This is a genomic window from Polaribacter sp., from assembly GCF_036480315.1.
Taxonomy (GTDB): domain Bacteria; phylum Bacteroidota; class Bacteroidia; order Flavobacteriales; family Flavobacteriaceae; genus Polaribacter.
Window position 1 is genome coordinate 106,005 of the sequence record NZ_JAZGGG010000033.1, and the last position, 14,187, is coordinate 120,191.

Sequence of the window (14,187 nt, forward strand, 5' to 3'; positions counted from 1 at the left end):
TTTTTGATTCCTTTCTAAACAGGAATCACTATTTAATAATGAAACCTTAAAGGAGCGCCTAATGGAACACTTTTTGATTAAATGACAAAAAGGAATACAATATTATGAGTGATAAAAATGAATTTTATACAAAACTAAAAGTACAATTAGATGATACAACTGCGTTTCCGGCAGATTATATGTATAAATTTATTGTGCCAACAGATGCAAATCAAGTTACTGAAGTAGAAGACTTATTTAATAATAGTGGAGCTGTTATTCAAACAAAAAAATCGAAAGCAGGAAAATATATTAGCGTTTCTATAGTTTTAAAAGTAGAAAACTCTCAAGAAGTAATATCATATTATAAAAAAGCAGCAGGAATTAAAGGAATCATATCATTATAATTAATCATTTTATGAAAAAATCAATTTTACTTATTATTGTTTTATGTTTATCTGTAACTGTTTTTTCTCAAAAGAAAGAAAAAACGATAGTTACAATTAATGGAAAAACAACAACTGTTTCAGAATTTAAAAGAGTCTATGAAAAGAATTTAGACGCAATAGATGATGTTGAAGCAAAAGATGTTACTAAAAATTTAGAACTTTTTATTAACTACAAATTAAAAGTAAAACAAGCGTACGACATTAAGTTAGATACAATGGTTTCTTATAAAAGAGAAATGGCAACGTATAGAAATCAATTGTCTGCTCCTTATTTAAAAGACACTACTTTTTTAGATCAGTTAGTAAAAGACGCATACTTTAGAACCATTAACGAAGTAAAAGCGAAGCATATTTTAATAAGAATGCCAAGAGGTGCTGTACCTAAAGATACATTGTTAGCTTATAATAAAATTTTAGAAATTAGAAATAGAATTTTAAAAGAAGGAGATTTTGAAGCAGTTGCAGTAGAAGTTTCTGAAGATAAATCGGCAAAAGGAGATCTAAAGTCTGGTAGAAAAGGAAATAAAGGGAATTTAGGTTATTTTAATGCTTTTAGAATGGTGTACCCTTTTGAAACAGCAGCTTACAATACTAAAGTTGGTGAAATTTCTATGCCGTTTAAAAGCCAATTTGGTTACCATATTTTAAAAGTTGATGATATTAGAGCCTCTAAAGGAGAAATTGAAGCAGCACATATTTTAATTTTAGATACAACTTCTGTTGGAAAAACTAAAATTGATGAAGTTTATAGTAAACTAGAAAAAAAAGAATCTTTTAAAACGTTAGCAAAAGAGTATTCTGGAGATCCTGGTTCTAAAAATAAAGGAGGTAATCTAGGTGTTTTTGGAAGTGGAAGAATGGTGAAGTCTTTTGATGACGTTGTTTTTGGGTTAACAGAAGAGAATACTTATTCTAAACCTTTTAAAACTCGTTTTGGTTGGCATATTGTAAAGTTGTTAAAAAAACATTCTGTAAAATCATTTGAAGAAATGAAGAGTAAACTTACTCAAAAAGTAAAGAAAAGCTCTAGAATGCAGTTGTCTGAAAAAGCGGTTATAAAAAAATTAACAGCCGATTATACTATTACAGAGCATGAAGAAGCTAAAAAAATATTGAATATTAAAAACTTAAGAGCCATTCCTAAAGATTCTTTACAGAACACAATTTTAAGTATTAATAACAAAAATATTACACAAGAAGTTTTTATTAAATTTATAAGAAATAGAAGACACTTGCCTGTTTTTGTTTTGTTTGAGACTTTTAAAGAAAATGAAATCTTAAGCTATTATAAAGAAAACTTAATTTATACAGAACCAGAATATGCACACACTTTAAAAGAGTATGAAGATGGTTTATTATTGTTTGAGTTAATGCAGCAAAAAATATGGAATAAATCTTCTAATGACTCTATAGGATTAAGAGAATACTTTACTAAGAATAGTAAAAAATACACTTCTAAAAAATTAAATACTATAAAAGGCGAGGTAATGAATGATTATCAGAACTTTTTAGAAAAAGAATGGATTGCAGACTTAAGAAGAAAAAGTAAAATTAAAATTGAAAAAAGACAGTTAAAAAAACTAATTAAGCATTACCAAACTAAATAATGAGAATTTTAAAAGTTTTACTTTTTACCATTCTTTTTACATCCTGTAATTTTTTTAATCTTCAAGAAAAAGAAGTTAATACATCAGAAATTATAGCGATTGTAAATACAGAAAAACTGTTTAAAAAAGATTTAGAAGGTGTTTTTCCAGGCAACTTAAGTGCACAAGACAGTCTTGTTTTAGTAAACAGTTATATTAAAGATTGGGCTGTAAAGCAATTATTACTTAATAAAGCTCAAAAAAACGGCTCTATTGAAGCTATAAACCAAATTAACAGTTTAGTAAAAGACTATAAAGAAAGTCTATTAATTAATAATTATAAAGAACAATTAATAAAACAACAGTTAGATACTATAATTTCTGAAGAAGAAATAGAAGCCTATTACACAATCAATAAAGAAAATTTTAAGTTGAATGAGGAATTGGTGAAAGTAAAATATCTTCACTTTAATAATAATGTAAATAATCAAAAGGAACTTGCAGAACTTTTTAAATCTAATAATATTGAAGATTTAGAAGAACTAGAAAAACAAGAATTAAGTTTTAAGTTCCATCAATTTAACGACTCAATTTGGACGCAATTAGATAACGTTTTGTTAAAACTGCCTTTTTCGAAGGAAAAATTGTTAAAAAAATCAAAATTCATTCAAAAACAAGATTCATTAGGTTTATATTTGGTGGCTGTAAATGATGTTTTACAAAGAAATTCTATAGCACCTTTAAGCTATATTAAATCAACTATAAAACAAATGATTTTACACAAGCGTAAAATAGAATTAATAAGAGAAATAGAAAAAATAATAGTAAAAGATGCCACACAAAACAATAATTTTAAAACATACTAAATTTTCTTTAATTGCTGCATTTTTTGGGTTGATGAGTTTACAGACCATCGCACAGAAAGTAAAAATAGATGGAGTAGCCGTAGTTGTAGGAAAAAACATTGTTTTAGATTCTGATATAGCCAAATTTAAGCAAGAAATTGAGTTAAGAAGTGAAGGGAAAGTAACTATTACAGACTGTGAAATGTTAGAAGAACTTATGCAGCAAAAATTGTTAGCACATCATGCAATTATTGATAGTGTAACAATTACTGATTCTGAAATTTCAAATAGAGTAGATAAAAGTATCCAATTCTTTACACAACAATATGGTTCTGTAGATAAAGTAATTAAAGCATATGGTTTTAATGACTTAGATGATTTAAAGAAAGAGCTTTCTTCAGTTCAAAAAGAAAATATTTTAATAGAAAAAGAGCAGCAAAAAATTACAGAAAAAGTTGATGTTACTCCAGAAGAAGTTCGTTTGTATTACAACGGATTAAAAGAAAATGGAGAATTACCAGATTTTCCTGCAGAAATTGAATTAGCGCAAATTGTCATAAATGCTGAACCTTCTAAAGAAGAAAATGATAGAATATTAGCTAAATTAAACGAAATAAAGAAAGAATTAGAAGCTGGCGCAAATTTTAAAATGAAAGCTATTATAAATTCTGCAGATCCTGGTGTAACTCAAAATGGAGGAAGATATACAGTAACAAAAGAATCTAACTTTATAAAGGAATTTAAAGAGATGGCATTTACATTAGATGTTGGGCAGGTTTCTAAACCTTTTAAATCTACTTTTGGTTACCATTTAATGCAATTGCATGAAGTGAAAGGAAATACTAGAATTGCTTCTCATATTTTAATGCAGCCAGAAATTCCAGATAGTAAACTGAAAGTAATTAAAGAAAAAGCAGAAAAGCTGATTCAAGATATTAAAGACGGTAAAATAACTTTTGAAGAAGCAGTAAAAAAACATTCTCAAGATGATGATACAAAAAACAATGGAGGTTTAATTATAAACCCATCAACAGGTGAATCTAAATTTGATTTAACAAGGATGGATCCTGCATTTTATGCGAGAGTAAGTGATCTTAAAAAAGGTGAGTATACTGATGTTTTTTATGATGAAAATAGAGGTGGAGATAAAATGTTTAAGTTTATCTTAATGAGAGATAGAACTGATACTCATACTGCAGATTTAGTTGAAGATTATGTAAAAATTCAACAATTAGCACTTCAGAAAAAAAAGGAAGAAACTGTTGAGAAATGGGCAAAAGAAAAAATAGTTGATACTTATATAAAATTAGGTGCAGATCGTAGTAAGTGTACTTTTAAAAGAAACTGGAAAAAGAAAGCGAACAAATAATGTCTGACGTTAAAGCTGTTGAAGAATTAGTAAATAAATATAATTTACTAAAAACTGAAATTGGTAAAATAATTATTGGCCAACAAGAAGCTGTTAACTTTACGTTGTTATCTGTTTTTTGTGGAGGACATTCACTTTTAATTGGTGTTCCTGGTTTGGCAAAAACATTATTAGTAAATACAGTTTCTGATGCTTTAGGACTTGATTTTAAGAGAATTCAATTTACGCCAGATTTAATGCCTTCAGATATTTTAGGAAGTGAAATTTTAGATGAAAACAGACAATTTAAATTCATAAAAGGACCTATTTTCTCTAATATTATTTTAGCAGATGAAATAAATAGAACTCCACCAAAAACACAAGCAGCTTTATTAGAAGCTATGCAAGAACGTTCGGTTACCGTTTCTGGAAATCATTATAAATTAGACTTGCCGTTTTTTGTATTAGCTACACAAAACCCTATAGAACAAGAAGGAACATATCCTTTGCCTGAAGCGCAGTTAGATAGATTTATGTTTTCTATTAATTTAGAATATCCTTCTTTTGAAGAGGAAGTAGCAGTTGTAAAAAATACTACAGGAAATATTAATAATACTATTAATTCTTTATTTTCTGCTGAAGAAATTGTTGAAGTTCAAAAACTAATACGTAAAATTCCTGTAGCAGATAATGTTATAGAATATGCCGTTAGATTAGTCGGTAAAACAAGACCAAAATCTCCAGAAGCTACAGAGTTAGTAAAAAGTTATTTAGATTGGGGAGCAGGACCAAGAGCTTCACAAAATTTAATTTTAGCGGCAAAAGCACATGCTGCTGTTCATGGAAAATTCTCACCAGATATTGAGGATGTAAAAGCGGTTGCAATTCCTATTTTATCTCATAGGATTGTAAAGAACTATAAAGCAGAAGCAGAAGGAGTTTCTATTTCTAATATTATTACTTCTTTGTTATAATATTCGTTTATTTTTTCTGTAGAAATACTAATTTTTATTCTTCTATTGGTTCTTCAAAAAAACTAAATACATTTCCTCCATAACGTTTGTCGTAAGAATGTTTTGCATGACCAGTTAAATCTGTATGTTTAGAATGTTCTATAATTAAAGTGCCTTCTTCTAAAAGAATTTCTTTTTCGAAAACTAAATCTACAATTTTTAAAAATTGTTCAACATCAAAATCATAAGGTGGATCTGCAAAAATAACATCTGCTTTTAGATGTGTTTTTTCTAAAAACTTATAGACATCACTTTTATAAGTATCTATAGGTAGATCTAATTCTTTAGCAGTATTACTAATGTATTTTATACAATTATAATGAGCATCTATTGCATATATCTTTTTTGTACCTCTTGAAGCAAACTCATAACTAATGTTTCCTGTTCCAGAAAATAAATCAATTACGGCAATACTATCAAAATAATATGTATTGTTTAAAATGTTAAACAAACTTTCTTTTGCCATATCTGTTGTAGGTCGAACAGGTAGGTTTTTAGGCGCATTTAAACGTCTTCCTTTGTGTTTTCCGGAGATTATTCTCATGAGCCAAGTAAAATGTAGTTAGAATGTTTAGAGTTTTCTAAATGATTAAAAATTAAGTTTTTGCTTTCTAAAAAATAAATATTTCGTACATATTCAAAAGTTATTTTATAAGTTTCTGAAGTAACCTCTATATTACCAGTAAAGTATAGTGGAAATTCTTCAGTATTTAACTCTAGTTGTTCCGCAACAAATAAAATATAATAAATAAAGTCTTCTTTGGTTTCAAATGAAAAAGAGTTTGAGAACAACAACTTTTTATTTTTGATGACAATTACATCAAAAGTTGATTTAGAAACATTTACAAACATTGTTTTTGTTGTTGTATTTGTTGTTTCTATTATTTTTTTAATAAGAGCAGTAGTGTGATGCTTGTACTCGAATTCTCCAAAATTTTGAAATAAATAGTTGTTTATATTCACGTAAGGAACATAGACGCTTTTTGCTTTAATATTTTCAATTTCATCAAAAGCAATAAAATCTGTAGCTAATGTTTTTATATTAAAATTAAGATATTCTGCTAATTTATCTTCATTAAAATATTTATTAGGTACAAGTGTTGCTAAATTATTTTGATGAATAACAGTTACGTTAGAAAAGTCGTGTTGTAAATGCGTATCATTTTTAAAAACTTCTTTAATCTTTAATAATAAACTTTCTGGTGTTAATTTCGTTTCAGAAAAAGTATATTCAGAAAAGTAAATTGTTTCTTTAGATACGTTGTTAGAGATGCAAAAAGAAAATCCATCCAAATTAAATTGGATGGATAACTTTGTATCTTTTATATTTTTTAAAGAAGTGTTGCTATTCTTTTTTAGCATCTTTTTTATCATAAGAAGGCGGCCAGTTACCACTAGTTGAAACTTCGTCTAAAGAACCAACAGAAACATATTCTCCTTTAATTTGATCGGTTGCAATAGCTTCTAATTCTTGTTTTACAAGAGATTCATTTAACCCTTTTAAAATATCTTTTTTAGAAGTTTTAACTAAAAAAGTAGGTACAATTAAACCTTGTACTTTTTCTACAGTTCCTGTTTCTATTTCAAATTCTTTGTCAGTTCCAGGAACTTTAAACATGTCGTTATAGTTTCTGTTTTTAAAATATTTAGAAACTGATTCATAACCAATAGTATCGGTTTTTCTTTTTTCTACATCAACAATAATTCCACCACCTCTGTTTTCTTTTACTACAACAGTTCTAGTTTCTGTTAATGCTAATTTAGCAGTATCAATAAATTTTATTAAACCAGCTTTATCTTTCGTATATTTTCCGGTAACTTCTAAATGTTTTACTTGTGCATCTCTAATGATTTTCAAGTTTTCGACCACTTTAGAATATTTAGAAACCTTTTGTTTATTAAAATGAATAGGTTCCATTATACCGTAGTAAATTTTAGAAACTAAAAATATTGTTAAAGCCAATAATAATAAAGAGGCAATCCATCTTAATTTTAAAGGTAAATATTTAACTATTACTATAGCTAAAAGCACTGCAACTAAAACAGCTGCTAAAATCATTCCAATTAATCCCATTTGATATATATTTTTTAATAGTCTACTCGCAAATCTACAATTTTTTTTTTATGATAAAAATTTTTATTCATAAATCAGCGTATCTTTGTTGTATTAATTTTTTTATGATAAAAAAAGCTACTGATTTTTATAAAGAACTTCTTAAAAAGTTCCCTCATTCTCCAACAATTAAACAAAGTAAATTATTACAGCTTTTAAGCGATTTTATTTTTGAAGAGAATAAAGATGCATTGTTCTTATTAAAAGGATATGCAGGAACAGGAAAAACGACAACAATAAGTACTTTTGTAAATAGTTTAAGGACTGCTAATAAAAAAGCTGTTTTATTAGCTCCAACAGGAAGAGCTGCAAAAGTAATTGCCATTTATTCGAAAAAACCAGCATTTACAATTCATAAAAAAATATATTTCCCTAAAAAACAAAGCAATGGCTCTGTAGATTTTGTTTTACAGCCAAATAAACATAGAAATACTATTTTTATTGTAGACGAAGCTTCTATGATTCCGGATAGTAAACAAAATCAAAAGTTCTTTGAAACAGGTTCTTTGTTAGATGATTTAATATCTTATGTGTATGCGGGAGATAATTGTAAATTAATATTTATTGGAGATACTGCGCAGCTTCCTCCAGTAAAATTATCTGTAAGTCCGGCTTTAGTAGCAGATACCTTACAATATGATTATCTTAAAAATGTAACAGAAATTGAATTAGATGAAGTTATGCGACAGCATGAAAACTCTGGGATTCTTGCAAATGCTACTTTATTGCGTTTTTTAATTGAGAATGATTCTAAAAATTTTAAGTTCGATGTAGGTTTTCTTGATATTAAAAGGTTGGAAGATGGTTATGATATTGAAGATGCAATTGTTACTGCTTACGATAATAATGGTGTGGAAGATACTGCATTTATTGTGCGTTCTAACAAACGCGCAAATCAATACAACCAACAAATAAGATATAACATAAGAGGACAAGAAAATGAAATTTCTGCTGGAGATTATATAATGATTGTTAAAAATAATTATTTTTGGTTAGAAGAATCTTCGGCAGCTGGTTTTATTGCTAATGGAGATATTTGCGAAGTATTAAAATTGTTCTCGATTAAAGAATTATATGGCTTTAAGTTTGCAGAAGTAGAAATGAGAATGATTGATTATCCAGAAATGCAACCTTTTGAAACGGTTTTGTTATTAGATACATTATCAAGTGAAAGTCCATCTTTAACTTATGAAGAATCTAATAAATTGTATCAAGCTGTAAAAGAAGATTATGCGCATGAAACAAAATACAAACAGTTTATGGCAATTAAAAAGAATAAGTATTTTAATGCCTTGCAGGTTAAGTTTTCTTACGCAATGACGTGTCATAAATCTCAAGGTGGGCAATGGAAAACTGTATTTGTGGAACAACCTTATTTACCAGACGGTGTTTCTAAAGAATATTTTAGATGGTTGTACACTGCTATTACTAGAGCACAAGAAAAACTCTATTTAATTGGTTTTAAAGATAATTTTTTTGAAGAGTAGGTTTTTTTAAGTCGCAAAGTCGCAAAGTCGCAAAGTCGCAAAGTTACAGAGTTTTCGCAAAAGTCAACTTGTTTAACAGATACTTCGATTTCTATTTAAAACTAACGCAGCAAATAATTAACAACAATACTACCATATTTTTGACCATTGGTATACCTTAAATTTTTAGATTTATTGGTGTTGTAATTAAAGACATACCCTAAATTAAAACGATTGACTGTAAATTTTAAGCCAACCTCTAAATCAAAAACAAGCGGAACTAATTCGTTAGTAACTTCACTATTTTTGTTTTGAAAACTACCTTGTAAAGTGGCATCATAAAATGCATAGCGTAACATTGGTTTTATATAAATAAAAGATTCAACTTCTCTTACATAATTTGTCTTTTCATTATTAATATTAGTATTGAATGCAATTGAATTCGCAATTTTCTGAAGCGATTTAAAACCAATTCTTCCATAAAAACCTGTAGAAACATTTGTGTAAATAGTTCCTAGTTTTCCTTCGCTTATCCAAGAAAGGTCAAAGTGATCGGTGTTATCTTTTGTAAGCTGTTTTAAATATTCAGTATTAAAATTTATACCAATTGCATTCTTAACTTGATATTTCCAACCTATTGCTTTATTAAAACCATAAATGTCATGAATAAAATCTTGTAATTCTTTTCCGAAGGCATTAGAACCAATGACACCAACTTGTAAAGTGGTTTTAAAACTACTATTGTTTTTATAGATTCTATTAATACCAAAACTTCCATATAAATAAGACGCAAAAGGCCTATCGTGCTCATGAATTGTTTTTACAATTGCTTTGTAGGGCGTATACATCTCATGACCAATTTGCCAGTTTAAAATCTTTTTCTCAAGATTTCCGTTTTTCTTTTTAGATAAGTATCTGTAAGAAAAAAACATTCCGTTTGTATAATATCTATCAAATTTAGTAGAAGTGTATAAATCGTTGTCTGTAATAAAACTAATTTCTTTAGAAAATTTTTTTTGAGAAAAAATAGAAATAGAAATAAATAGAAGTAAAATGGTAGATTTTTTTTTCATAATTAACAAATATAAAAGAAGTTCTTTAAAATGATGTTTTTTAATGAATAAATGAAAAAAAGTAATTATTTTAGGCCAAGAAATAGAATGTATGAATAAAAGCAAAGGATTAACGGAAGAAGATTTTAAAAGTGTAACCAATAACAAAGAATTATTTGCACTTATAGAACAAAAGAATGGCGCTTTTAAAAAAGTACATAAAACAGTTTTATATAATGAAGAGTTACGCCTTTTACAAATAGAACTTGTGAAATTACAAAATTGGATTTCTAAAGAAAATAAGCGAGTTGCTATAGTTTTTGAAGGAAGAGATGCTGCTGGTAAAGGCGGTAATATTCGTAGATTTATGGAACATTTAAATCCGCGTTCTAGTAAGCTTGTAGCTTTAAATAAACCTACAAAAGTAGAAAAAGGACAATGGTATTTTCAACGTTATATTAAAGAATTACCAAACCCAGGAGAAATAGCTTTTTTTGATAGAAGCTGGTATAATAGAGCTGTGGTGGAGCCTGTTATGGGCTTTTGTACAGATCAACAATACAAACAATTTTTAGTGCAAGTGCCCGAGTTTGAACACATGATGTATGAAGATGGTTTAATTATTATAAAATTTTGGTTATCCATATCAAAAGAAGAACAATTGAAGCGTTTTGAAGGACGTAAAGAAAACCCTTTAAAACGATGGAAGTTTAGTCCTGTTGATCAAAAAGGACAATCACTTTGGGATAAATACACACGTTTTAAAGGAGAAATGTTTTCTAAAACACACACTTCATATAGTCCTTGGGTAATTATTAAAACCAATGATAAAAAAACAGCAAGATTAGAAGCAATGAGGCATGTTTTATCTCAATTCGATTACGAAGGAAAGGAAGATGCCAAAACAATTTTAAATCCAGATCCTAATGTAGTAATGCGTTATTATCGTTCTAACATACAGATAGATTAATTATGGAAAATAAACTTACAGAAAAGGAATTAAAAAAGTTAAACTCTAAAGAAGGTTTGTTGGCATTACTATCTAAACCATTAAGCCTAGATAGAGCTGTTAGATATGTAGATTATCAAAGAAAATTAGAAAAATTACAAGTAGAATTAATAAGACTTCAAACTTGGGCTATAAATAATAATGAACGAATTGTAATTATTTTTGAAGGTAGAGATGCTGCCGGTAAAGGTGGCGCTATAAGAAGACTTGCAGAGAGAATAAATCCACGTCATATGAGAATTGTGGCATTAACAAAACCAACTGAAGACGAACAATCTCAATGGTATTTTCAAAGATATGTAGAGCAATTTCCTAAAGCTGGAGAAATTGTGTTTTATGATAGAAGTTGGTATAATAGAGCAGTAGTAGAACCTGTAAATGGGTTTTGTTCACAAGAAGAATACAATATATTTATGAACCAAGTGAACGATTTTGAACGTATGATTTTGGAATCTGGTATTCATTTAGTGAAAATTTATATGTCTATTTCAAAAAAAGAACAAGCAAAACGTTTTGCGGATATTAAAAGTGATCCATTAAAACAGTGGAAAATGACTAAATTAGATGAAAAGGCACAAATTCTTTGGGATGAGTATACAGAATATAAAAATGCCATGTTTAAAAATACCAATACAGAAACTTCTCCATGGAAAGTAATACGTGCAAACAGAAAAACAGAAGCTCGTATTAATGTAATAAATCATATTTTAGATAAAATACCTTATGATACTTCTCTAGAAGTTTAGGAAACTAAATTTTTAATTTCTGAAAAAATATAAAAAACTTCTGCAGCAATTTGTCTATTGGTTGCTAAATACGTTTTGTCTTTGTGGTCTGTGTTGTCAGAAGCTTTTGGGTCTACAAAAGGTAGGTGAAAGCGGTAACTAGCAGTTGGTATAAATGGGCAATTTACATCTGCATTATTACAAGTGGTAATTGCTATAAAAGGTTCTGCATTGACAGGATTGTCAAACTTTTTAGAGAACCCTGAAAGTTTTTTACTGTTACTTTCAAAAGAAACTGAATATTTAGGGTTTTGATGAGAAAAATCTTCTAACTCGAAGGTGAAACCAGCTTTTTGTAACGTTTTAACTGTATTGCCATGAAAAGCAGTTACTTCTGTTCCTCCAGAAAAAGCATTAATATTTAAATTGAAATAATTAGCAGCAAAAAAACTCCAAACTTGCCCTAATTGACTTCTTCTAGAATTGTGTGTGCAAATAAAATTTAGGTTTACTAAGCTGTTTTTAGAATACTCAATTGCAATTTGGTTTGCAATTTTATTTAATAGATTCTTTCTTTCATTCTCTATTTTAATTTCATTTATTGAATCTTTAAAGAAGTTTTTAGTAGAAGTCTTAATCATCTTGTTATTTTTGCATCAAAGATATGGATTTACAATTCCATATTAAATTAAGATAAAGTAAGTAATGCGTTTAGAAATTGGTAATAAAGTTGCGGTTTTAGATGATGTTTTAAAAGGAAAAGTTGTCTCTATGAATGGAAATGACATTACTGTTGAAACTGAAGATAGTATGATTTTTATTTTTTCTGCTTCAGAATTAGTGAAAATTGATATTGAGCAGCATGAGCTATCTAAATATTCTGATATAAATAATCCTTTTTTAAAGGAAAAAGTAGTTCAGAATACATCTAAAAAAAGTTTTTTCAAGAAAGAAAAACATGAAGTTATTTTAGAGGTTGATTTACATATTAGTAAACTAATTAGATCTACCAAAGGAATGGACAATTATGATATGTTGAATTTGCAACTTGATACTGCAAAAAGAAAAGTAGCATTCGCTATTCAGAAAAAAATTCCTAAAATTGTTTTTATTCACGGGGTAGGAGAAGGTGTTTTAAAATCTGAATTACATTATTTATTGAATAATTATCCTGTAAAATATTATGATGCATCTTATAAAAAATATGGTTTGGGAGCAACTGAAGTTTATTTTTATCAGAATATAGTAGAATAAATTAAACGTATTTTTGCCTTATGAAATCTATCTATTTAGACAACGCAGCAACTACAAAAATTGACGAGCAAGTAATAGAAGTAGTATATACTTCTATGAAAGATAACTTCGGCAACCCATCATCTACACATCAATTTGGTAGAAAAGCAAAAACTGCTGTAGAAACTGCTAGAAAAAATATTGCGAAACAATTTAATGTAACTGCGAGCGAAATTATTTTTACTGCTGGAGGTACAGAAGCAGATAATTTAATTTTACAAAATGCAGTTTTAAATTTAGGTGTTAAAACAATTATTACTTCTAAATTAGAGCATCATGCAGTTTTACATACTTGTAATTATTTAGCTAAAACCTACAATATTAATTTGAATTATGTTAAAGTTGATGAATTTGGGTCTATAGATTTAATTCATTTAGAAGAATTATTGTCTAATTCAGATGATAAAATTTTAGTAAGTTTAATGTATATCAATAATGAAATTGGAAACATTTTGCCTGCGGAAGAAATCTCTATAATATGTAAAAAACACAATGCTTTATTTCATTCAGATACTGTACAAGCAATTGGTCATTACAATTTAGATTTACAAAAAACACCTATTGATTTTATAGTAGCAAGTGCGCATAAATTTCATGGGCCAAAAGGAGTTGGTTTCGCTTACTTTAAAAAAGGTTTTGGTATTTTACCAATGTTACATGGTGGCGATCAAGAAAGAGGAGCAAGGTCTAGTACAGAAAATGTACATGCAATTTTAGGAATGGAAAAAGCATTAGAAATTGCTGTTTTAAATTTACAGAAAGATAAAAATTATATAGAAAATTTAAAAATTTATTTTATTTCTGAATTAAAGAAAATATCAAAAAACATTCAATTTAATGGGTTATCTGCAGATTTAGAAAAAAGTAGCTACACGATTTTAAATACACGGTTTCCTTTAAAGAATGACATGTTATTATTCAGTTTAGATATGGCCGGTATTGCTGTTTCTGGCGGAAGCGCATGCCAAAGTGGAAGCAATATAGGCTCTCATGTATTGTCTGAAATTTTGATAGGCACAGAAGCAGATAAAACATCTATACGTTTTTCTTTTTCTAAATACACTACAAAAGATGCCCTTGATATTACAGTAAAGGAATTACAAAAAATGGTTTTATAACTAGGAGCTCATTTTTACTTGCTTTTGGTTTTTTAAAATATAATAGCAGCCATAAAATACTGCACAAAATATTAAAATAAATACTCCTGAATCTATTGGTAAACCTACAGGATCTGGTGGAGGTGTTGGTGGGGGTACATTTTGAAAAAGAATCATTTAAAATTTAATTTTAGGGGTAATTAAAGTTTATT

At 28.0% G+C, this 14,187-nt stretch carries 15 protein-coding genes; 10 read left to right on the forward strand and 5 right to left on the reverse strand.

Annotation, left to right across the window (positions count from 1 at the left end):
* The first annotated feature begins 104 nt into the window (after nt 1–104).
* The 5 genes from V3V28_RS06540 to V3V28_RS06560 are packed head-to-tail and all read left to right on the forward strand — an operon-like array spanning nt 105 to nt 5,181.
* Nucleotides 105–386 carry a DUF493 family protein gene (locus V3V28_RS06540; RefSeq protein WP_331364214.1) on the forward strand — a complete coding sequence of 94 codons (282 nt, stop codon included), beginning with the start codon at nt 105–107 and terminating at the stop codon, nt 384–386.
* 11 nt (nt 387–397) lie between these two features.
* The gene (locus V3V28_RS06545; protein ID WP_331364215.1) at nt 398–2,035 is read left to right on the forward strand and encodes a peptidylprolyl isomerase; all 1,638 of its coding nucleotides are present in this window, start codon (nt 398–400) and stop codon (nt 2,033–2,035) included.
* Nucleotides 2,035–2,880 carry a hypothetical protein gene (locus V3V28_RS06550; RefSeq protein WP_331364216.1) on the forward strand — a complete coding sequence of 282 codons (846 nt, stop codon included), beginning with the start codon at nt 2,035–2,037 and terminating at the stop codon, nt 2,878–2,880. The genes V3V28_RS06545 and V3V28_RS06550 overlap by 1 nt, the downstream gene beginning before the upstream one ends.
* Nucleotides 2,846–4,228 (forward strand): peptidylprolyl isomerase, encoded by a 1,383-nt coding sequence (locus V3V28_RS06555; RefSeq protein WP_331364217.1) that lies wholly within the window; start codon nt 2,846–2,848, stop codon nt 4,226–4,228. Before V3V28_RS06550 ends, V3V28_RS06555 begins: the two co-directional genes overlap by 35 nt.
* Nucleotides 4,228–5,181 (forward strand): AAA family ATPase, encoded by a 954-nt coding sequence (locus V3V28_RS06560; protein WP_331364218.1) that lies wholly within the window; start codon nt 4,228–4,230, stop codon nt 5,179–5,181. Before V3V28_RS06555 ends, V3V28_RS06560 begins: the two co-directional genes overlap by 1 nt.
* A 34-nt stretch (nt 5,182–5,215) precedes the next feature.
* On the opposite strand, the gene V3V28_RS06565 is transcribed toward V3V28_RS06560, so the two are convergent.
* Genes V3V28_RS06565 through V3V28_RS06575 form a run of 3 tightly spaced genes read right to left on the reverse strand, consistent with a single transcriptional unit; the run spans nt 5,216 to nt 7,294 of the window.
* Nucleotides 5,216–5,764 carry an RsmD family RNA methyltransferase gene (locus tag V3V28_RS06565; protein WP_331364219.1) on the reverse strand — a complete coding sequence of 183 codons (549 nt, stop codon included), beginning with the start codon at nt 5,762–5,764 and terminating at the stop codon, nt 5,216–5,218.
* A complete protein-coding gene (locus tag V3V28_RS06570) occupies nt 5,761–6,582 on the reverse strand; it encodes a DUF3822 family protein (RefSeq protein WP_331364220.1) in 822 nt (273 codons plus the stop codon). Before V3V28_RS06570 ends, V3V28_RS06565 begins: the two co-directional genes overlap by 4 nt.
* The gene (locus V3V28_RS06575) at nt 6,566–7,294 is read right to left on the reverse strand and encodes a hypothetical protein (RefSeq protein WP_331364221.1); all 729 of its coding nucleotides are present in this window, start codon (nt 7,292–7,294) and stop codon (nt 6,566–6,568) included. The genes V3V28_RS06570 and V3V28_RS06575 overlap by 17 nt, the downstream gene beginning before the upstream one ends.
* A 104-nt stretch (nt 7,295–7,398) precedes the next feature.
* On the opposite strand from V3V28_RS06575, the gene V3V28_RS06580 reads away from it, so the two are divergent.
* Nucleotides 7,399–8,820, forward strand: a complete 1,422-nt coding sequence (locus V3V28_RS06580) for an ATP-dependent DNA helicase (protein ID WP_331364222.1) — start codon at nt 7,399–7,401, stop codon at nt 8,818–8,820.
* A gap of 101 nt (nt 8,821–8,921) precedes the next feature.
* On the opposite strand, the gene V3V28_RS06585 is transcribed toward V3V28_RS06580, so the two are convergent.
* A complete protein-coding gene (locus V3V28_RS06585; RefSeq protein ID WP_331364223.1) occupies nt 8,922–9,872 on the reverse strand; it encodes a lipid A deacylase LpxR family protein in 951 nt (316 codons plus the stop codon).
* Nucleotides 9,873–9,963: 91 nt separating this feature from the next.
* Between V3V28_RS06585 and ppk2 (V3V28_RS06590) the strand changes: the two genes are divergently transcribed.
* Nucleotides 9,964–10,821, forward strand: a complete 858-nt coding sequence (ppk2, locus tag V3V28_RS06590; protein ID WP_331364224.1) for a polyphosphate kinase 2 — start codon at nt 9,964–9,966, stop codon at nt 10,819–10,821.
* Between the two features lie 2 nt (nt 10,822–10,823).
* Nucleotides 10,824–11,606 (forward strand): polyphosphate kinase 2, encoded by a 783-nt coding sequence (gene ppk2, locus V3V28_RS06595; RefSeq protein WP_331364225.1) that lies wholly within the window; start codon nt 10,824–10,826, stop codon nt 11,604–11,606.
* Here the strand turns inward: ppk2 (V3V28_RS06595) and V3V28_RS06600 are convergent.
* Nucleotides 11,603–12,226: a hypothetical protein gene (locus V3V28_RS06600; protein WP_331364226.1), complete on the reverse strand. Its 624-nt coding sequence runs from the start codon at nt 12,224–12,226 to the stop codon at nt 11,603–11,605. The genes ppk2 (V3V28_RS06595) and V3V28_RS06600 overlap by 4 nt on opposite strands.
* A gap of 64 nt (nt 12,227–12,290) precedes the next feature.
* Here V3V28_RS06600 and V3V28_RS06605 point away from each other — a divergent pair, with 64 nt between their 5' ends.
* The gene (locus tag V3V28_RS06605) at nt 12,291–12,839 is read left to right on the forward strand and encodes a Smr/MutS family protein (RefSeq protein ID WP_331364227.1); all 549 of its coding nucleotides are present in this window, start codon (nt 12,291–12,293) and stop codon (nt 12,837–12,839) included.
* Nucleotides 12,840–12,859: 20 nt separating this feature from the next.
* Nucleotides 12,860–13,996 (forward strand): cysteine desulfurase family protein, encoded by a 1,137-nt coding sequence (locus V3V28_RS06610; RefSeq protein WP_331364228.1) that lies wholly within the window; start codon nt 12,860–12,862, stop codon nt 13,994–13,996.
* The last annotated feature ends 191 nt before the right edge of the window (nt 13,997–14,187 follow it).

Bases quoted from the DNA above. Each gene is read 5' to 3' on its own strand.
- V3V28_RS06540 (WP_331364214.1), top strand. From the start codon at position 105: ATGAGTGATAAAAATGAATTTTATACAAAACTAAAAGTACAATTAGAT.
- V3V28_RS06545 (WP_331364215.1), top strand. From the start codon at position 398: ATGAAAAAATCAATTTTACTTATTATTGTTTTATGTTTATCTGTAACT.
- V3V28_RS06550 (WP_331364216.1), top strand. From the start codon at position 2,035: ATGAGAATTTTAAAAGTTTTACTTTTTACCATTCTTTTTACATCCTGT.
- V3V28_RS06555 (WP_331364217.1), top strand. From the start codon at position 2,846: ATGCCACACAAAACAATAATTTTAAAACATACTAAATTTTCTTTAATT.
- V3V28_RS06560 (WP_331364218.1), top strand. From the start codon at position 4,228: ATGTCTGACGTTAAAGCTGTTGAAGAATTAGTAAATAAATATAATTTA.
- V3V28_RS06565 (WP_331364219.1), bottom strand. From the start codon at position 5,764: ATGAGAATAATCTCCGGAAAACACAAAGGAAGACGTTTAAATGCGCCT.
- V3V28_RS06570 (WP_331364220.1), bottom strand. From the start codon at position 6,582: ATGCTAAAAAAGAATAGCAACACTTCTTTAAAAAATATAAAAGATACA.
- V3V28_RS06575 (WP_331364221.1), bottom strand. From the start codon at position 7,294: ATGGGATTAATTGGAATGATTTTAGCAGCTGTTTTAGTTGCAGTGCTT.
- V3V28_RS06580 (WP_331364222.1), top strand. From the start codon at position 7,399: ATGATAAAAAAAGCTACTGATTTTTATAAAGAACTTCTTAAAAAGTTC.
- V3V28_RS06585 (WP_331364223.1), bottom strand. From the start codon at position 9,872: ATGAAAAAAAAATCTACCATTTTACTTCTATTTATTTCTATTTCTATT.
- ppk2 (WP_331364224.1), top strand. From the start codon at position 9,964: ATGAATAAAAGCAAAGGATTAACGGAAGAAGATTTTAAAAGTGTAACC.
- ppk2 (WP_331364225.1), top strand. From the start codon at position 10,824: ATGGAAAATAAACTTACAGAAAAGGAATTAAAAAAGTTAAACTCTAAA.
- V3V28_RS06600 (WP_331364226.1), bottom strand. From the start codon at position 12,226: ATGATTAAGACTTCTACTAAAAACTTCTTTAAAGATTCAATAAATGAA.
- V3V28_RS06605 (WP_331364227.1), top strand. From the start codon at position 12,291: ATGCGTTTAGAAATTGGTAATAAAGTTGCGGTTTTAGATGATGTTTTA.
- V3V28_RS06610 (WP_331364228.1), top strand. From the start codon at position 12,860: ATGAAATCTATCTATTTAGACAACGCAGCAACTACAAAAATTGACGAG.